Genomic DNA, 18,751 nt, shown 5'->3' with positions numbered 1-18,751 from the left:
ATTAAAAAGAGAATCCCCAAATCTCAAAATGAAATTAGGGGATTCTGTCTTTATAGTTTGTTGAAACCTACTATTTTATCTCGTAAATAGAAACGGTATTTGATACTTCGTTGGTTATTACCAAAAGGTTTTCACCGTTAGGCGACTCATCGGAAGGAATTACCAAAAGTCCCTCTGGAGCAACATCTTGTGTATTGAAAATCCACTTTAAAAACTCAGGGGCCGAAGGCTGGCTAATATCGTACACCATAGCACCACCGGTTCTTTCCAAGCCTACGAACAACAATGTAGATTCACCAATTTTAAGGGTAGTAACAGACTCAGGTTCCGCACCCTTGTCATCACTTCTATCATCTGCTTCACCTTCATCATTATTGAACAATGCAGGTGCAATTTCCAAAGTTCTTCTTCCTATATCATCACCACTATCATAAACCATTTGACCTTGAGGGCTCCAAATTGTGAACGATCGTGCACCGTAAGAATAGATTTTATCAAAATCGCCATCGCCATCTGTATCGCCATTGGCCGTTGTAGTCTTTAATCTACCTAAATTTTCATCAGCTTGAAGTTCCTCTGCATTTGGAAAAACCGTTGCGTCCAATTCCAGGTCCTTTACTCTTTCCTCTTCTGAATAGCCATCGTAATCACGGGAATCTCCTTCGTTAGCAGAAATGATGTAACCTGCACCTCCAATTTTGGCATAAGTGATAGCATCGGGCATATAAAACCCTAGAACCGGCCATGTTTTAAAGTTTCCAACAATATCATCTTTGTTACTTGCATCCAAAGCATTTTCAGGAAGTGAGTGGTCCTTTACGCCCAAACCAAAAACATCGGTCAAGGTCATTGTGGTCAGATCCACCACGGCCATACCATTGTTTTCCTGTAAGCTAACATAGGCATATTTACTATCATCGGAAACAGCAACATATTCCGGTTCAATATCTTGGGCAACTGTAGCACCGGGACCAAAAACTCTAAAGTCATTACCTATAGACTGACCGTTGTAGCTCGTAAAAGCCAATGTATTTACCTTATTGTTTTCTACATCTATTACCGAAATAGAGCCTTCCGGATCAACGGTATAATCATCATTTGGCTCCCCTTCGTTAGCGGAAACAATATACTTACCATTAGGACTAAATGTAACCATATCCGGCAATGCACCAACAGTATAGGAATTTGTCAAAGCCATAGTCTCTGTTTCGTAAACCTCTATAGTACCATCTGCCTGTTTGTTGCTGTTCTCTACGGCTATGGCCAAAAGACCACCGTGAACCGCAACGCTATTAGGTGTTCCGCTTAAGGAAATAGAAGATTGTTTAGATGGAATTGTAGGTTCGGAAATATCCCAAACAGAAACCTCGGTCTCCACAGGGTTTACCACGAATAACTTACCGGTTTTGGAATCATACGCACTAATCTCGGCGAAGCCCTCATCACCGGAGCCATTTACGAATCCTCCAATCTTTGTAAAAGTAAGTTCTGATGTGTTTACGATTGGTTCCTCATCCGGGTGACCAACATAGTCTTCTAATTTCTCACAGGAAAAAGCTGTAAGTGCCACTAGGGCAAGTGAAATACTTCTAAAATTTTTCATCTTCAAGTTTGGTTATTAATCGCCAAAGATGAAATTTCAGGATCACTTTAAGGTTAGCTAAAAAACAACCAATGTTTAAAAGAACGCTACCAAATGGTTAAGAAGTTTAGTTATTGTAACCAAAACGTTTTAGCTGACGGGCATCACTACGCCAATTTTTATTGACTTTTACGTACAACTCCAAATGTACCTGCTTGCCAAAAAACTGTTCAAGGTCTTTACGTGATTCTACCCCTACCCTTTTTAGGGCAGCACCCTTATGACCGATTATAATACCCTTTTGAGAGTCGCGCTCTACCATGATTACCGCGCGCATTCTAATGATATCCTCATCTTCAAAAAACTCTTCGGTCTCTATTTCTACGGAATAAGGAATTTCCTTTTTATAGTACATCAAGATTTTCTCCCTGATATTCTCGTTAACAAAAAACCGCTCGGGCTTATCCGTCAATTGGTCTTTTGGATAATAAGCGGGCGCCTCTGGAAGCAATTCGATTATACGCTCAAAAATATTTTTAATATTGAAGTTGGACAAGGCCGAAATAGGATGCAATTCTACCGTTGGAAGCATTTTTTGCCAGTACTGTACCTGCTCCTCCAACAACTCTTGCGTTGCGGTATCTACCTTATTCAACAAAAGTAAAACGGGAATCTTACTGTTCTTTATTTTCTCAAAAAAAGCTTCGTCCTTTAATGCCTTTTCGCCAATCTCTACCATGTACAGAAGTACATCTGCATCCTCAAAAGCGGATTTTACAAAATTCATCATGGAAGATTGCAGTTCGTAGGCCGGTTTGATAATTCCCGGGGTATCCGAAAGTATCACCTGAAAATCATCGCCATTAACAATACCCAAAATACGGTGCCTTGTGGTCTGCGCCTTAGAGGTAATTATAGATAGTTTCTCGCCTACAAAGGCATTCATTAAAGTAGATTTCCCCACATTGGGATTACCTATAATATTTACAAATCCGGATTTATGATTTCCCATACTTTATCTTTTAACGCATTCGCGGTTTTGATAGATTCCTATCATACATAACAATACTTCCGGCTACGGCCACATTGAGGCTTTTTACCGATTTAAAACGAACCAAATGGTGCGACTTTTCACAAGCTTGTTTGGAAAGTCCGTGGTCCTCAGCACCCAGCAAATATACGCATCGTCTTGGGTGTTCAAAAGTTTCCAAGTCTACCGCATTTTCCTTCATTTCCACGCCTACCAGCATAGCACCCTTGGGCAAATTTTCATAGAATGCTTCAAACGTTTCATAATGAAAATAAGGCATGGCCTTCACCGCATGGTGCGTATCACTTGCCTGTTTGGCATATCTATTACCAATCGTGAAGATAAAACTGGCCCCTAGATTTTGTGCCGTTCGCCACAACACCCCTAAATTTTCCGGTGTTTTTCCGTTTTGGATACCGATACCAAAAAACTCATGTTCAAAATTATCCGTGCTCACCTTTTAACCTCTGAAAATATTTTCTTGCCTCTTTGTTCACCTTTGGTGCCAACAAAAGTACGGCAATCATATTGGGTATGACCATTAAAGCGTAGGAAAGATCTATAAGGTTCTTTACCAAATCCAAAGAAGCTACGGCCGCAAATACAATCATAAGTACAAAATACCAGTTATAAAACTTGCCGATTTTTGCATTGGTCAAGAAAGAAAGACATTTTACGCCGTAGTACGAATACGTAAACAAAGTAGAAAAGGCGAATGCCGTAACAATTATCATGAGCAAAACATCGCCATAACCGAACAATGTAGTCTCAAATGCCGAAAGGGTCATTACTATTCCGCTTCCATCCTCCAAATAAGCTCCACTTAATATAATGACTACGGCAGTAAATGTACATACCAAAATAGTATCTATAAAAGGGCCGAGCATGGCAACCAACCCCTCTTTTATAGGATTATCCGTTTTAGACTGACCATGGTACATAGGCGCACTACCCAAACCTGCTTCATTGGAAAACATAGCCCTACGAACCCCAATAATGACCAGACCCCAGAACCCCCCGGTTACAACGGTCTTAAAATTCCAGGCTTCCGTGATTATCAACTTTAATGAAGGTATTATCTGCGAAGCGTTCAAGACCATAACCACAACCACCGCCACTAGATAAACCAATACCATGAATGGAACTATGGCTGATGCTACTTTGGCAATTTTGGTAAGTCCACCAAAAATGACGAACGACGTCACCACGGCCAGAACAACCCCAATACCCAACTGCCAATTAAAATCGCCAAAATTGGCTATGGTTTCATTGGGCTCCACAACGCTCATAAAAGTTTCCGTAAACTGGTTTGCCGTAAAAACACCTAAAAACCCGAATAGACCACAGACCGCAAAAAATAATGCCAATGGCTTTGCTTTTGGTCCCAAACCTTGTGTAATATAATACATGGGACCTCCTTGCAATTTACCATTGGAGTCCGTACTACGGAACATAATGGCCAGACTACAGGAATAAAATTTGATACACATACCGATAAGGGCGGTAACCCATATCCAAAACACTACACCCGGACCACCGTCATGAATGGCAATGGCCACCCCGGAAATGTTTCCCAAACCAACTGTTGCAGCAACAGCGGCCGATAGGGCCTGAAAGGAACTTACATCTCCTTCGGACTTATCATTATCATATTTACCTGCCGTTATGGCAATGGCGTGACCAAAGTACCTGTAGGGTAAGAATTTAGAATAGAAGACCAGAAAAAGTCCACCTCCAATAAGTAAAAGAAACATGGGCCACTCCGTAAAGGGTAGCGCTGCAGAAATAAAATCGTTAATTGTATCCATACGTAGGCTTGCTAGTCCCGAAGGTATGGAATTTGGAGATTTTTTAGGGTATGCATAAAAAGATTCTGCTCTAAGTTTGGTTTTAAGTAAAAAACAGTTGTATATTTGCAGCCCGTTACAAATAGTAGCGGACCTTTATCTCGTCAGCGTAATGACCTGAAGTCGCAAGACAAGTGAGATAAAAACCCATATCGCGGGGTAGAGCAGTAGGTAGCTCGTCGGGCTCATAACCCGAAGGTCGCTGGTTCGAGTCCAGTCCCCGCTACTAAACTAAAAGCCTTTCAGGAAACTGAGAGGCTTTTTTTTATGACCCAGGCTTAACATAGGTACAGTAATTTATTTTTCTGAAACTTTAACCTTTTGATCGGCCTTAGTTATTACCATTTAGGTTCTTGCTCCTACAATCCTCCCATGTGACCAGCAAATATTTATTCTTCCCAAAGGAATTATTATAAGAAATCTGCGCCTCAACTATATTTATTTGAAGGAAAAAAAGGAATTAAATATAGTGGTGCCAGCGTTTTGAAAATTGTAAAACAGCCGCTAATAGGGCACGAATAAGAACAACAGTGACACCTGATGTATTAAGACATAGTTTTACCACCCATCTTTTAGAGTCAGGCACAGATTTAAGACAAATTCAGGTTTTGTTAGGTCATGGTTCTACCAAAACAACTGAAATATATACTCATGTTGCTACAAACACTTTTGAAACCATTAAAAATCCACTAGATTAGTACTACTAAAAAAAGGGCTAAACGTAACGAGGTACGTTCAGCCAATTGTTAGCTACAATAGCTTTAAGAATCAATACATATGACATTTATTCGAAAACTGCCTTCAGGAAAATCTCAAATAATTAAGGATGAGACATTTGTACAGATTTTAAACGGTAATTTACCCAGTCCATCTCAATTGATTTCTGATCTGCTTGATGACATGGATATTCAGGTACGGCAGCAAGATCCAGCCATAACCAGAGAGGCTTTAAGTAATGCTCATGGAGACTGGTATGAATGGTTATTAGCAATTTCAGCTTGGAATACATTTGTAAATAACCCAAGTGCTGATTTAGCAATATTGCTACCTAATATTAGTCAATTCGATGTAGCCCACCTATACACACAAGAACTAACCCATTTAATTGAAGACTTAAGGAGTAAAGTTCAAAATGTTGCTCAGGTTCAGCTTATTACATCAAATCCTGATTTTGTAATTATAAAAAGAGAAGTTGCCAATAGAATTATACCAAACCAACAACTTATAGGACGATTCGATACAAATTCCATCGCTTTTTTAAACTCCGTGTACACAAACTTCACCAACAGTTGTGAATTTGATCAAATACTTGGATATATATCTATTAAAACTTCATTTAGACCTGATAGAAGATTACAAATTGCTCATGAAGGAAGTTTAATGAAAGCAATATACATTCATTTGCAAACTAGAAAATGGGTAATCAACCCTCCCGGTCTTAAATACTATGCGGTTGCTACTAGTGTAGGCAATCCTGATAGAAACGCTTTAAGAACTGTTGCTACTCATTCAATAACAACTGTATCTAGCTTACCTCAAGCTGCTGTTGATGATGTGTTTGAGGTGAATTCAATGCAAAACGCTGATCAAGTTTTTCAACAGATTTTGATTTAGTTGGTTGTAATTGTGTTAATATCGATTTTCCCAACGCCTCCGCCAAACCAGGAGGTACTGCATTCCCGATTTGTTTCCCCCCACTAACTAAAGTCACCTTATCTCTGCTCTTAACTTTGAACTCCCAATCATATGGAAATGATTGAAGTGTGGCCATTTCGGTTGTACTTAATCCTCTGTTTTGATTCGGATGAATATACATTCCTTTTGAGGGATTGTACGCTGCTGTTCTAATAGTTACAGATGGTAAACCTTCTACTAATCGTCCGAAAGTGTCATTCCCTTGATGTTTGCCATTTTTCCAGCAATTCGGGAGTAAATCTTGTGGAACTACCTTGAAGTTTTCTCCTTGATTAATGTATTTCATCCTATTAATCACCTTCTCTGAAATGTTCATCAAAGCATAATCATTTCTTAAAACATGATCTTTCGGTATTTTATCAAAAGCATCTTTTACCGATACCCATTTTTCAAACTTATTCTCAGGTTTACGCCCAATACTCTCCATGAATTTCTGATAGTGATTTTTATCTTTGAAATGAGTTGGTATTGGAAAAGATGGCTTTTCTACTCCTTTAATTCCTATCAAAAAAAATCTTTCTCTTCTTTGAGGTACACCATAATTAGCAGCATTAAGAATCGTATGGGAAATCCCATATCCAAGCCCTTTGAAATTATCAACCATGTAGTCGATAACCTCGGAGTGCTTCTGCTGGGTTATGCCTGCGACATTCTCAAAAATAAATGCCTTTGGATCTACTCCTTTTACCATTCTCACAAATTCAAGAAACAGATCTCCGTTCTTTTCATCCTCCTTGCCTAGCTTTTTGCCAATATTACTGAAGGGCTGACATGGCGCACCTCCGACCACAAGAGATGCTTCTCCTTTTTTCAAATTAGCTAAATCAAGAAGTTCTTTTACCTCTATATCTCTAATATCACCCGGAATTCTTGTAGTTATTTTGCCAGATACGACCTTAGCACTAGTCTCAAATAAAAGCCATTCTGGTCGATTATGTCTCAAAGTTTCTCTGCAATCAGTATCAAACTCTACACAAACTGTAGTCCTAAAACCTGCACCTTCTAGGCCAATATCTAATCCACCAGCCCCGGAAAACAAGCTAACAACTGGAAATTTCCCATCCGGTATTTGAACTGTATTAGTTTCAATATATTTAGTATCACTTTTTTTATCGGTATACTCCATAATCATTTACTTGCTTGTTCTATCTGCTTAGTTCGATAATATTTTGCTCTGGATTCTTCAACGACACTATATTCTTTTATTATGGGATCAAAGTCTTTACAATCCAAAGCATTCAAACATTGTAAAAGAAAGGCTGCACTAAATGTTCCTCTGCTAATTTTACTATCAATACTAGCCTTTGTTTCTTTGCCTCCAAACTCCTTTAAAAGAAAGGCTAATTCTTCATTGGAAACCCCTCTTTTAACTAACTCTGACTTTAATAACCGCTTAGCTTGCTCATTCCAATCAATATGATCCATAATCTCATTACTGAATATATATTTGCAAATATGCAATTATATATTTAAATATGCCGGTATAAGGTTCTTGAAATTAATTAGATTTGAAACTCTTCTACGGGAAAAGTGAACTGAAAAAAGAAAACAAATAGTAAAAAAACGACAGTGCTAATCGGGCTACAGTAGCCAACAATGGTAACCGTTGCACAAACCATTGACAAGACAAAAAAACGGATTCATATAAGCCTCTTTACGAGGCTTTTTTTATGTCCGAACAGAAACGGAATTCTAATTTTGGATTCTTGGTAGAAGCGCTTAGTAAATATTGATACTAGCTCCTAATATATCTGGCTGGGAGATTACTCTTCTACGATGTGCAGACAGGGCATTTGGTTATTTGTACGGTTTGAAGGTTTACAGGAAACGATAGTAAGACATCAGTTTCGATATTTTAAAAACGTATCCCTTATTCAAACTTTCAAAATTCTGTATACCCTAAAAGATTGACCCCCTTTAAAAGAACTATATTAGCCTATAGTAAAGAATGTCTGCAAATTACATATTTGTAAATTTGCCTGAACTGTTTATAGGTTATACCATCAAGAAACATGCATACCTCCAATAACCTTTGTTTTTTTCGCCTCTATAAACTTGCCATAGCACTGCTTTTTGGGCTACAGTTTTTGCACGCTCAAGAAACCCCTCCAATCGTTAAATTTTCAGCTTCGGAATACGGAGCGGAAAACCAGAATTGGGACGTAACCCAGAACCTTCAGGGTTATATTTACGTGGCCAACAATGAAGGATTGTTAGAGTATAACGGCTCTAGATGGACTCTATATCCCTCATTTAACAATACTGCAATTCGCTCATTATCTTCCTATAAGGATAAAGTTTATTCGGGCAGTTATATGGAGTTCGGTTACTGGACCAAAAACAACAAAGGGGCAATGGACTACCACTCTATCTCCGAGTCTATAAAAGAAAAGCTCTTTGAAGATGAAATCATATGGAATATTGAGGGACTTGATAAATACGTAATTTTTCAGTCATATGACCGCCTTTATTTCTACGATACCGATTCAAAGCAACTAAACTTTTCTACGGACAAAGAAAACAACTACAGAATATTCAAGGTTGGTCAGAAAATTTACCTTCAGAAATACGACGGAAGAATTTTCAATCTTGAAAACGGAACAGAAAAATTGATTGCGACCATACCGGAAAACCTCAACGTAAAATTTCTACTTAACATGTTCTCCGTAAATAACGGACTAGTAGTATTAACACGTACCAAAGGGCTGTACAAAATAGAAGACCGCACTCTTAAAAAATGGCGCATTCCCGCCGATACCCTGCTTCAAAATGCCCGCGTATTTAGAGGTATTCAGTTAAAGGACAAAAGTTTTATGCTGGGAACCATCTCAAAAGGCATTATTTCAATGTCCACTGATGGACAAATGACAGGGGTAATCAATCAAAAAAATGGTTTAAGCAACAACACCGTACTCAATTTGTTTGAAGATGCCGACGCCAATGTCTGGGCAGCCTTGGATAATGGCCTAGATTGTATCAACAGGCAGTCTTACATAAGAGAGTACAATGACCGAGATGGCACTTTTGGCACAACTTATGCTTCCATCACCCACAATGAAAAATTATATATCGGCACTAATCAAGGGCTATTCTATAAAAATTTAGGTTCTGATGAAAGTCTGAAATTTATAAAAGGGACAGAAGGCCAAGTTTGGTCTCTTTATTCCGAAAACGACCAGCTGCTATGCGGACACAATAATGGTGTCTTTAGCATTACCGGGAATACGGCATCATTGGTTGCCCATATTGATGGCGTCTGGAACTTTAAGCCCATACCCAACAGGCCCCATAAACTTCTCATTGGTCATTATTCAGGCTTGGCCATATTGGAAAAAGATAAAGGCTCATGGAAACTAGACCACAAAATTAAAGGATTTGAAATTTCATCGCGTTTTGTTGAAATTCTAGATACACATGAAATATGGGTCAATCATGAAACTAAAGGAATCTATCGCTTAATACTGAACAACGACTTATTGTCTTTTGATTCTGCCACCTTGCTTCCTGACGTTGAAAAAAGCAAAGCTTCTGGAATAGTAAAGGTTAATAATGATTTGCTCTACACAAATCAAAACGGAATTTTCAAGCTTCAGCCACGCACAAATAAATTTACAAAGGACTCTATTTTAAGCCCACTCATTTCAGATGGGGAATACCTATCAGGAAAATTAGTGTTTGATCAAAGAGAACGGCTATGGAGTTTTAAACAGACCCATATTGGCTATACCCAAAAAGGTCCGTTGAACAATATGGTAGACTTCAATTCCATTCCCATTGGAAATAATTGGAGAAAAATGACTCTTAGCTTTGAAAATATCTCCCAAATAGACAACAACAAATACCTAATAGGCAAAACAAATGGGTACTTATTAATAGACCTTGATAAGGTTCCAAACAAGCCCCATCAATTAATGTTAGACAAAGTTGGTGTTACGAAAAGTGAAAAGGAGACCAGGTATGTCTCTATACTCAAAAAAGGCCAATTTTCTTACAAGGAATCAACACTTGATTTTCATTATAGCGTTCCTCAATACGGTAAGTACACCAATGTTAGCTACCAATATAGATTAGAAGGACTGGATGATTCGTGGAGCGAATGGAGTCCAAAACCATCAGTAACCTTTGAAAAATTGCCTTTTGGAGATTATGAATTTAGGGTCCAATCAAAAATAGGAAACCATGCTTCACTTAATACGGTACAATACAATTTTGTTATCGCCCGGCCATTTTACCTCTCCAATTTAGCCCTGTTGGCATACGCCCTGCTCATATTTGGCCTTGGTTTCATAGTCCACAAGTCATATAAGACCTACTATCGTAGACAGAATAAAAAAAATATGCTCGAAAGTCAACGAGAATTGCAGTTGAAGTACATCAAAAGCGAACAGGAAATGACACGACTGACCAATGAAAAGCTTAACCAAGAAATAGAAAGCAAGAACAGAGAACTGGCCATTTCCACCATGAGTTTAGTAAAAAGAAACGAATTACTAAGAAGGGTTAAAAAAGAACTTAAAAAAAGTAACGATCTATTTAATAAGACACATCCGGTAATAAAACTAATAGATAAAAATCTGAACAGTTCAAAAGATCGGAAAATTTTTATGGAAGCCTTTAATAGTACGGATAGGGATTTTTTAACAAGGGCAAAAGAACTGCATCCTAACTTATCTTCCAATGACCTAAAATTCTGTGCTTATTTACGATTAAACCTATCGTCTAAGGAAATAGCACCGCTTCTTAATATTTCCGTTAAAAGTGTAGAAGTACGGCGTTCTAGGCTGCGAAAAAAACTCAATTTAAATAGAGAAACGAAGCTTACAGACTATATTTTATCCATTTAAAAGTTAAAACAAACAAAATTTCACCTCTACATTACCCCTACAAATTACCAAATTCCTTTCTTTTAAACTCATTTTTCTCTTAATTACCCAAACATATAAATCGCCACGAACACCATAAACAGTGGGACTTCCCTAGTGCAATGCAAGTTCGTTTTTATATGTATGTTTTTGTAGTGCCGTATTTCGCTTTTCAAAAGGTAAATCTCTATACATTGGTAACAGCAGAACTCAATGTTCTTGTTTACATAAATATATAACTAGCTAAAATTTCAACTCTTAATCTTGAACAAAACCAACATTCTATGATTATCAAACTATTTAATCCCAGAAAAAAGCTACTGTGTCTTTGGCTTAATGTATTTTCTGCTATAGTCCTCTATTCGCAAGACCAGCAAAAAATAACTGGGTCAGTTCTTGACCAAAATGGAATTCCCTTAGCGGGGGCTTCCATCGTTGCCAAAGGAACCACCCAGGGCACATCTACCGATTTTGACGGTAATTTCTCTTTGAACGCACCCCAAGAAGCCACTACCCTGATTGCATCCTACATTGGATACGCTACTACGGAAGTACCCATTTCAAAAGGCTCTATAACAATTACATTACAGGAAGATTCCAGCCAACTGGAAGAAGTTATTGTAGTTGGGTACGGTACGCAAAATAAAAGTGACGTTGTCAATGCAGTTGCCGTAACCGATGTTGAAAAAGCCCTATTGACCCCTACTTCTGATGTGAACGAAATGCTTAGAGGTAGAATAGCCGGACTTCAAGTAAATGTAGGAGGCGGAACCCTAAGACCAGGTGGCACTTCCGATATCATCTTTAGAGGACAAGGTTCCATTGAAGGTAGTATTAGTGCCATTTACGTTGTTGATGGCATCATTAGGGACGGAGGAATTGAAGATATAGACTCAGATGATATTGAGTCCGTTGAATTCTTAAAAGATGCTTCTGCACAGGCAATTTACGGCTCAAGAGGGGCCAATGGTGTTGTTTTAATTACTACTAAGCGAGGTAAAACCGGAAAAGTAAGCGTAAACTATCATGGTTTTGTAAGCTCAAAAACAATAGAGCGTAATTTTGACGTCTACAACGGACAAGAGTTTGCCCAATTAAGAAGGGAAGCTGCCCGATCTAACATTGCTGATGGCTCCTACCCCAATGAAGAGGATATTTTTTCCGAGCTAGAATTGGCCTCTATAGCCAATAACGGATTCATTGATTGGGAGGATGAATTGGTAAAGAACGGTTATGTTAACAGTCATGCCGTGAGCATTAGTGGCGGTTCAGAATTTACAAAGGTTTTTGGTAGTATAAATTACTTTAAGGAAGAAGGTATTATTCCAACTTCAAGTTATACAAGAAAAACGTTACGATTAAACGTCGATCAAAAAATTAGCAACAAGTTTTCAGTGAATTTTGACTTAAACATTTTGAACGATGATACTGAAAGAGCCGCTAACGTGAACGTAATTACTACTTCCCCACTGGGCAGAGCTTATGACGAAGACGGCAACCTCACCCAATTTCCAAGCGGTGAGGAATTATCTGCCGTAAACCCCATCTGGAACCTACGGGAACAAGACAATGATGAAAAAGGGAACGACTATGTAATCAACGTCACCCCCATTTGGCAAATCACTAAAGACCTACAGTATCAATTAAAGACCAACCTTACCAGAAGAACTTCGGAGAGAGGACAATACCAATCTTCACTAAGTTCCGCTGGCGACGATGTCAATGGTATCGCCCGAATAGACAACCGTTTGACAGAGTCTTACTTAATAGAAAACATATTGACCTATGATAAGGCCTTTAACGAGAACAACAAGCTTAACCTAACCCTGGTTCAATCTTCCCAAGAAAACAAATACAGTAGAACTTTTACCGAAGGGCAAGGTTTTTCAAATGAAAGTTTGGGCTATGACGGTATATCTAACGCCGTGGGGAACGTTACAGTAGAACGTGACAAAAACCAGCAAAGGCTGGCTTCCTTTATGGCCAGGGCCAGATACAACCTTAATAATAAGTATCTGCTCACCGCAACCGCTAGGGCCGATGGAGCTTCGGTAAATTCACAAGACAATAAATGGAGCTTTAACCCGGCTGCTTCCGCTGCATGGAAACTGCATAACGAAAACTTTTTAAGGGATGTCAATGCCATTCAAGAGCTAAAACTCAGGGCTAGTTACGGTTCTTTGGTTAATGATCTTGGCCGTGCCTATACCTCCTTATTTACCGCGGATGGACAAAACTATACTTTTGACAGGGAATCCTTCTCAGGATACTCGCCATCAGTCATTCTCCCTAACACTGATTTGAAATTTGAACGGATAACCACCCTGAACTTGGGACTTGATTTTTCTTTGTTCAATAGATTCTTAACAGGTAACATCGATTATTACGATGCTCGAACAACCGACCTATTACTTAGGCGAGGAGTACCCTCCATCACAGGTTACCAATACACCTTTTTTAATGCCGGAGAACTACAAAATACCGGTGTAGAATTAAATCTAACGGCCAATATTATCAATACGGATAATTTTAAATGGTCGGTTTCAACCAATTGGTCAAAGAATAAAAACAAGTTGTTGGAACTTTATAATGATGGCAACGGTAACCCCATCACTGAAGATGACACCTATGGGTACTACGTGGGCCAGCCGGTTGGCGTAATTTACCAGTATGAATTTGACGGCATTTGGCAAGAAGGTGAAGATTTTGCCAACGCCCCACAGGCTAACCCTGAGTCGGCGCTTCCACAAGAAAATTTAAGAGCTGGTGACATCAAAATAAAAGATACCAATGGCGTAGATGAAAATGGCGTCGAAACCGGAATACCGGACGGAAAAATAACCCCCGAAGACCGGGTCTTTAAAAGCCCTAACCCCGACTGGTTCGGTTCATTGTCCACTTCCTTAGCGTACAAAGGCTTTGACCTGTTCGTAGATTTCTATGCGGTTGAAGGTACAGCTAAAGTGAATCCTTTTTTATCCGATTTTAATAACGGCGGAACGCTTTCTGGAAAGCTTAATGGTGTTAAAGTAGATTATTATACTCCCGAAAATCCTTCCACATCGTTTCCTAGACCTGATTTTGATAGTACTCCTCTTTATTTAAATGCCTTGGCAGTAAAAGATGCGTCTTACGTGAGATTAAGGACTGTTAGTTTAGGCTACACATTACCCGATGCAATAACCTCAGATCTAAGTTTAGAGCAGATTAGATTTTATGTTACTGGAACGAACCTTTTTACAGATACTGACTATATAGGCTATAGTCCCGAAGTAAATATTAGAAGTACCTTTTCTAATGCCGACACCGGCTATCCAGATGCAAGAAGTTTCACTTTTGGTGTAAGGGTTAAATTTTAAAAAAATAAGAAATTATGAATACCGAAAAACTATACCTAAAATTAAAGAAGATATTTGCCCTACTAAGCTTAGTCATAATAGCTGTATCGTGTGATGACTATTTAGAGGAGCAACCAAGTACCTTGATTGATTCGGATTATATATACACTACCGAAGATGGTTTAAAATCTGGAGTAGTAAGCCTATACAAGTTCAATAGGGATAGATATGACAACAGTACCGAAGATTTTATGGGCGGGGTGTTAATGTCTTCACGAAGTGATCTTGCCTTTAGTAGAACTGGCTATACCGGATTAATGGGCAGGTATGAAAGAGGTGTTTCCCCCGTAGACCAAGGTGCCAACTTTGTATCTTCTTTATTCTGGAAACACTTTTACAACATTGCCAATAAGGCCACGGAGATTATTAATGCGGCCGAGGGCTTAGAAGATATTGATGAGGAGGTAAGAAACCAAGTTTTGGCCGAGGCCAAGTTTTTTAGGTCAACCTCTTATTTCTATCTATATCGCATGTTCAACAATATCTACGTCACCACCAATACGGTTACGGTAGACAATGCTTTTGACGTTATCAATGACAAGTCATCAAAAGAAGAGATTTTTGCATTACTGAACAGCGATTTGGATTTCGCCGTAGAGCATTTGGAATGGAACGATACCTTTGGTCGCGTAACAAAGGGTACAGCAAAGCATTTAAAAGCTAAAGTAGCCATGTGGGAAGGTAATTGGGAAGAAGCCAAATACCAAGCCGTTTCCCTTATAGAAGAAGGCCCCCATAGCCTGATGTCTACAACGGAGGAGGTCTTTTCCGGAGATAAAAACCACGCAGAGGCCTTATTCGTAATACAGTCTCAAGACGATTTATTGGGCGGTGGAGACAATACCATGATCAATGCCAACTATGTTACCCAGTATTTTCAGATTTCTGGAATAGAAGCCAATATAGCACAATCAGGCAGAGGATTCTCAAGAATTCTTCCTAACAAATATTTGCTGGACCTTCTTTCTGAAGACCCCAATGATACCCGGGATGATGATACTTACTTTAGACTAAAATATTATTACACCTCTGGAGATAGCATAAACCAAGAAATAAAAATCTATAAGCCTATTACAGATTTGAACAACCCTAGTGACACCTATACTTCGTACTACCAAAGGCTTCACCCCTCTTGTATAAAATTTGCAGAAGAAAACGACAACCCCAATTCCTACCTTCAAAGAAGCAATATAATGGTATACAGGTTGGCCGAAACCTACTTGATAGCGGCAGAGGCCATAATGCGCTCTAGTGGAGACCCCCTACCCTATATAAACGCGGTAAGGACAAGGGCGGGAGCCGCTCCTTTGAGCACTGTAGATGAGCAGGCCATATTGGACGAACGCGCCCGTGAACTTGCCTTTGAAGGAGAAAGATGGTTTACCTTAAAAAGAATGGGGCAAGAGGTCATTAATAGGCAAATCACGAACTATGCAGGTGATGGTGAATACTTTCCCGCTAACTTGGGAGAAAAAGACCCACGCACAAATTGGAAGCCTTACTACATCAATTTTCCCATAGCACAAATCGACCTTGATTTACTAGGCCCCGGTTACCCACAAAACGACGGATATAATTAAAAGTCCCCCCAAATAATTATTAATTGAGTTGAGTAATTTGGGCATAGGTCTTAAGGCCTGTGCCCAAATATTAATGTTTAAAATGCAAAGTATGAGATGTGTTGTTCTATTAATGACAATGATTCTAGTGGGTTCGTGTTCAACCACAAAAAAGACCGTGGATTTTTCACAAAACAAAGTAGTGGCCCACAGAGGAGCATGGAAGGCAAAAAATTTACCAGAAAACTCCATAGCTTCCTTAAAGGAAGCCATCCGAATGCAATATACAGGTACTGAATTTGATGTACGTATGACAGCAAACGATTCTTTGATAATTACCCATGACCCAGATTACGCAAACCTGGAAATTGAAGAAAGCTCTTATGAAGACCTAAGCAAATTTCCATTGAAGAACGGAGAGATATTGCCCACCCTAAGGCAGTACATTTTGACCGGCCTTGAAAACAATACAAAAACCCGCCTTGTGTGTGAGATTAAACCTTCTAAGGATAAGGAAAGGGGGCTTATAATCGCTGAGAAAGTCTATAATATGATAAACGAGCTTAAGGCACAACATATGGTGGTGTATATAAGCTTTAGCTATGATATTTTAAAGCGATTGGAAGAACTGAATCCTGAAGTACATACACAGTATCTAGACGGTAGCAAATCTCCTGAAATATTGAAGCGTGACGGCATCGATGGGGCCGATTATTACTTATCCGTGTTTAAAAACCATCCCGAATGGATCATAAGTGCTAAAAAGAACAAAATAGCCCTAAATGCTTGGACCGTAAATGAAGAGGAAGACATGGAATGGTTCTTGAAAAACGATTTTGATTTTATAACCACAAACGAACCCGAACTCTTACTCAATAAAACAGCACAACGCTAAAGCGATTTCCACCCTGAACAACCTAGTTACAACCATTACCTTTTCCCGAAGTTTCTTATCTTGTATACATAACTAAAACCCATGCAAAAGTCCCTAATTTCAAAACAGCTAATACCTCTTATTTTTATTGGCCTTATTACCCTTATTAGCTGTAATGACAACAACAAGAAAACCATCGATACCGAGGCGGAAGAGGAATCGCCTACAGGCTATACATTGGTATGGGCCGATGAATTTGACGGGAATGGCGAGCCAAATCCTGCCAATTGGGCCTATGAAATAGGTTTTATCAGGAACAACGAAGCACAATACTATGTTGATAATCCAAAAAACATTCGTGTTGAGGACGGCTTTCTTATTATTGAGGCCCATAAGGAAAAGGTAGAAAACGAGGCCTTCATTTCCGAAGAGGACGATAACTGGATGAAAAAGGAGGAGTATGGAAAATATACCTCGGCCAGTATAACCACCAAAGACCTAAACGAATGGAAATACGGCAAAGTGAGCGTTAGGGCCAAATTACCTAAGGGCACAGGAACATGGCCAGCCATTTGGATGCTGGGCAAAAACTGGAAAGAGGTAGGTTGGCCCCAATGCGGTGAAATAGACATCATGGAGCACGTTGGCTATCAAAGCGATTCGATTTTTGGTACGGTGCACACCGAAGCTTTCAACCACATCAAAAAAACCGAAGTAGGCAAATCTGTTTTTATAGAAAACCCTTATGACGATTTCCACGAGTATTCCATTGAATGGACTCCCGAAAAAATTATATTTCTGTTGGACGGTACTGCGTACCATCAGTTTGAAAACCTCCACAAAACCGATGCCGAATGGCCTTTTGACCAGCCTTTCCATTTAAAATTGAACTTGGCCATTGGTGGTAGTTGGGGAGGATTAAAAGGCATTGATGACAGTATCTTTCCTCAGAAAATGATAGTTGACTATGCTAGGGTATACCAAAAATAGCACGTTACGAGTTAAGTAAATCCATAAAAAGCCTCCCCCGAAACTTTCCACGAAAAGATTCTGCTTATATTATTTATTAAACCCTATCCCATTTTCACTGTCTACTGGTTTAGGCTAAAGAAAATATATGGGGAACGGGGACTTAGTAAATACTATTTTTCTATAATGATATTATTGCTAATTCTAATTATTTAGATTCTCTAAACTTTCTTTCCCCTGTATGATCTACACCTTGCTCACGTTCTAACTGTATCATTTCTTGAGGTCTAAAATTTAAAATTAGGGCTCGCCGTGGGCCGTTGGTGCTATTGCCTTTGCTAAAGTGAAGGGTAAAACCATCATGAAATGTGCACCCTCCTGCTTTTAAGGGAACAGGTTTACCATTTTTAGGCCTTATAGCTATAGATAGCGCCCCACCCTCTTTACTATGAGTATGTTTGAATAAATGATTGTCATATCTAGGAACAAACCACATACACCCATTTTCTTCATATACGTCATCTAATGCAATCCAACAACTTACAGATCTTTTGTCCGGTAAATCTATCCAGTACGCCGCATCTTGGTGCCAAGGTGTTTCTGTATTTGTAAGGGGTGCCTTATTTATAAGCATGTCAAAATCCAAAGCCATATCGTCGCCTAACAAACTTTTTGCTAATACTAAGGCCCTTTTATAGGCTTGTTTTTCCAAAAGTTGCGGTTCAATACGGCTGGGAAGCATAATTTGTGTGATTTTCTCAATAGACTCGCCCTGTGCGGTATAGCCTGACAAATCACTTCGTAAACCGGCAGTAAGCTTCTTATTTTCTAAAAGCTTATCGTACAATTTTCTTATATCAAAAACTTCGTCAATAGACAACAGCCCTTCTAAAGAAGTAAATCCATTATTTACAAAATCCTTTTTCAACATAGCA

General features: G+C 39.0%; 13 protein-coding genes, 1 tRNA gene and 1 pseudogene. 8 read left to right on the top strand and 7 right to left on the bottom strand.

Annotated elements, in window-relative coordinates:
- Window positions 1–70: 70 nt before the first annotated feature.
- The 4 genes from KO513_RS14425 to KO513_RS14410 form a co-directional block, all read right to left on the bottom strand.
- Window positions 71–1,603 (bottom strand): choice-of-anchor I family protein, encoded by a 1,533-nt coding sequence (locus tag KO513_RS14425; RefSeq protein ID WP_215913936.1) that lies wholly within the window; start codon window positions 1,601–1,603, stop codon window positions 71–73.
- Between the two features lie 106 nt (window positions 1,604–1,709).
- Window positions 1,710–2,594 carry a GTPase Era gene (gene era / locus KO513_RS14420; RefSeq protein WP_215913935.1) on the bottom strand — a complete coding sequence of 295 codons (885 nt, stop codon included), beginning with the start codon at window positions 2,592–2,594 and terminating at the stop codon, window positions 1,710–1,712.
- Between the two features lie 10 nt (window positions 2,595–2,604).
- Window positions 2,605–3,069: an RNA methyltransferase gene (locus KO513_RS14415; RefSeq protein WP_215913934.1), complete on the bottom strand. Its 465-nt coding sequence runs from the start codon at window positions 3,067–3,069 to the stop codon at window positions 2,605–2,607.
- Window positions 3,056–4,420 (bottom strand): alanine/glycine:cation symporter family protein, encoded by a 1,365-nt coding sequence (locus KO513_RS14410; RefSeq protein ID WP_215913933.1) that lies wholly within the window; start codon window positions 4,418–4,420, stop codon window positions 3,056–3,058. The genes KO513_RS14415 and KO513_RS14410 overlap by 14 nt, the downstream gene beginning before the upstream one ends.
- A gap of 192 nt (window positions 4,421–4,612) precedes the next feature.
- Between KO513_RS14410 and KO513_RS14405 the strand changes: the two genes are divergently transcribed.
- From KO513_RS14405 to KO513_RS14395, 3 genes and pseudogenes are all read left to right on the top strand, one after another.
- A tRNA-Met gene (locus tag KO513_RS14405) sits at window positions 4,613–4,685 on the top strand.
- A 176-nt stretch (window positions 4,686–4,861) separates the two neighbouring features.
- A pseudogene (locus KO513_RS19765) lies at window positions 4,862–5,157 on the top strand (tyrosine-type recombinase/integrase); the annotation flags it as partial.
- Between the two features lie 79 nt (window positions 5,158–5,236).
- A complete protein-coding gene (locus KO513_RS14395; RefSeq protein WP_215913932.1) occupies window positions 5,237–6,073 on the top strand; it encodes a Cfr10I/Bse634I family restriction endonuclease in 837 nt (278 codons plus the stop codon).
- Here the strand turns inward: KO513_RS14395 and KO513_RS14390 are convergent.
- Both KO513_RS14390 and KO513_RS14385 read right to left on the bottom strand, forming a co-directional pair.
- A complete protein-coding gene (locus tag KO513_RS14390) occupies window positions 5,985–7,280 on the bottom strand; it encodes a DNA cytosine methyltransferase (RefSeq protein ID WP_215913931.1) in 1,296 nt (431 codons plus the stop codon). The two genes, KO513_RS14395 and KO513_RS14390, sit on opposite strands and share 89 nt — an antisense overlap.
- Before the next feature lie 2 nt (window positions 7,281–7,282).
- Window positions 7,283–7,579: a DUF6471 domain-containing protein gene (locus KO513_RS14385; RefSeq protein WP_215913930.1), complete on the bottom strand. Its 297-nt coding sequence runs from the start codon at window positions 7,577–7,579 to the stop codon at window positions 7,283–7,285.
- Between the two features lie 587 nt (window positions 7,580–8,166).
- Between KO513_RS14385 and KO513_RS14380 the strand changes: the two genes are divergently transcribed.
- The 5 genes from KO513_RS14380 to KO513_RS14360 all read left to right on the top strand — a co-directional run bounded on the left by KO513_RS14380 (window position 8,167) and on the right by KO513_RS14360 (window position 17,837).
- The gene (locus tag KO513_RS14380) at window positions 8,167–10,998 is read left to right on the top strand and encodes a helix-turn-helix and ligand-binding sensor domain-containing protein (RefSeq protein WP_215913929.1); all 2,832 of its coding nucleotides are present in this window, start codon (window positions 8,167–8,169) and stop codon (window positions 10,996–10,998) included.
- A gap of 302 nt (window positions 10,999–11,300) precedes the next feature.
- The gene (locus tag KO513_RS14375; RefSeq protein WP_215913928.1) at window positions 11,301–14,375 is read left to right on the top strand and encodes a SusC/RagA family TonB-linked outer membrane protein; all 3,075 of its coding nucleotides are present in this window, start codon (window positions 11,301–11,303) and stop codon (window positions 14,373–14,375) included.
- 14 nt (window positions 14,376–14,389) lie between these two features.
- Complete coding sequence (locus KO513_RS14370; protein ID WP_215913927.1) at window positions 14,390–15,994, top strand: RagB/SusD family nutrient uptake outer membrane protein; 1,605 nt, start codon at window positions 14,390–14,392, stop codon at window positions 15,992–15,994.
- A gap of 91 nt (window positions 15,995–16,085) precedes the next feature.
- Window positions 16,086–16,868, top strand: a complete 783-nt coding sequence (locus KO513_RS14365; protein WP_252735807.1) for a glycerophosphodiester phosphodiesterase — start codon at window positions 16,086–16,088, stop codon at window positions 16,866–16,868.
- A gap of 81 nt (window positions 16,869–16,949) precedes the next feature.
- The gene (locus KO513_RS14360; RefSeq protein ID WP_215913925.1) at window positions 16,950–17,837 is read left to right on the top strand and encodes a glycoside hydrolase family 16 protein; all 888 of its coding nucleotides are present in this window, start codon (window positions 16,950–16,952) and stop codon (window positions 17,835–17,837) included.
- A 187-nt stretch (window positions 17,838–18,024) separates the two neighbouring features.
- On the opposite strand, the gene KO513_RS14355 is transcribed toward KO513_RS14360, so the two are convergent.
- On the bottom strand, window positions 18,025–18,747 hold the full coding sequence (locus KO513_RS14355; protein ID WP_215913924.1) for a phytanoyl-CoA dioxygenase family protein: 723 nt from the start codon (window positions 18,745–18,747) through the stop codon (window positions 18,025–18,027).
- Window positions 18,748–18,751: the final 4 nt, after the last annotated feature.

This window comes from Zobellia sp. B3R18 (genome assembly GCF_018860715.1).
Classification (GTDB): domain Bacteria; phylum Bacteroidota; class Bacteroidia; order Flavobacteriales; family Flavobacteriaceae; genus Zobellia; species Zobellia russellii.
This window is presented reverse-complemented; position numbering and strand designations above follow the sequence as displayed.

Bases quoted from the DNA above. Each gene is read 5' to 3' on its own strand.
- KO513_RS14425 (WP_215913936.1), bottom strand. From the start codon at position 1,603: ATGAAAAATTTTAGAAGTATTTCACTTGCCCTAGTGGCACTTACAGCT.
- era (WP_215913935.1), bottom strand. From the start codon at position 2,594: ATGGGAAATCATAAATCCGGATTTGTAAATATTATAGGTAATCCCAAT.
- KO513_RS14410 (WP_215913933.1), bottom strand. From the start codon at position 4,420: ATGGATACAATTAACGATTTTATTTCTGCAGCGCTACCCTTTACGGAG.
- KO513_RS14395 (WP_215913932.1), top strand. From the start codon at position 5,237: ATGACATTTATTCGAAAACTGCCTTCAGGAAAATCTCAAATAATTAAG.
- KO513_RS14390 (WP_215913931.1), bottom strand. From the start codon at position 7,280: ATGGAGTATACCGATAAAAAAAGTGATACTAAATATATTGAAACTAAT.
- KO513_RS14385 (WP_215913930.1), bottom strand. From the start codon at position 7,579: ATGGATCATATTGATTGGAATGAGCAAGCTAAGCGGTTATTAAAGTCA.
- KO513_RS14380 (WP_215913929.1), top strand. From the start codon at position 8,167: ATGCATACCTCCAATAACCTTTGTTTTTTTCGCCTCTATAAACTTGCC.
- KO513_RS14375 (WP_215913928.1), top strand. From the start codon at position 11,301: ATGATTATCAAACTATTTAATCCCAGAAAAAAGCTACTGTGTCTTTGG.
- KO513_RS14370 (WP_215913927.1), top strand. From the start codon at position 14,390: ATGAATACCGAAAAACTATACCTAAAATTAAAGAAGATATTTGCCCTA.
- KO513_RS14365 (WP_252735807.1), top strand. From the start codon at position 16,086: ATGAGATGTGTTGTTCTATTAATGACAATGATTCTAGTGGGTTCGTGT.
- KO513_RS14360 (WP_215913925.1), top strand. From the start codon at position 16,950: ATGCAAAAGTCCCTAATTTCAAAACAGCTAATACCTCTTATTTTTATT.
- KO513_RS14355 (WP_215913924.1), bottom strand. From the start codon at position 18,747: ATGTTGAAAAAGGATTTTGTAAATAATGGATTTACTTCTTTAGAAGGG.